This is a genomic window from Ochrobactrum sp. SFR4 (assembly GCF_019730395.1).
GTDB lineage: Bacteria > Pseudomonadota > Alphaproteobacteria > Rhizobiales > Rhizobiaceae > Pseudochrobactrum.
On the sequence record NZ_JAAPBB010001507.1, the window covers coordinates 1 to 229 of the forward strand.

The 229-nt window shown below is 53.3% G+C and carries 1 protein-coding gene; it reads right to left on the reverse strand.

Annotated elements, in window-relative coordinates; genetic code table 11:
* A partial coding sequence (locus tag HBA93_RS24050; protein ID WP_221724881.1) for an SDR family NAD(P)-dependent oxidoreductase occupies window positions 1-229 on the reverse strand: 229 nt, incomplete at both ends.

A 229-nucleotide genomic window follows, 5' to 3' on the forward strand; every position in this document is an offset into this window, starting at 1 on the left:
CCGGTCAATTCAGAGAACCGCTCGTCAATTTCCACCCACATATCCGTGCCGACAATGCCCGGACAATAGGCGTTTACGGTAATGCCTGCGCTCGCATATTCCTTCGCAGCTGCCTGCGTCAGCGCACGTACCGCGAATTTGGTTGCAGAATAAACACCGAGCATCGCAAAACCATCATGACCGGCAATTGACGAGGCATTGATGATCTTGCCCTTTTGTCCGCGCTGTT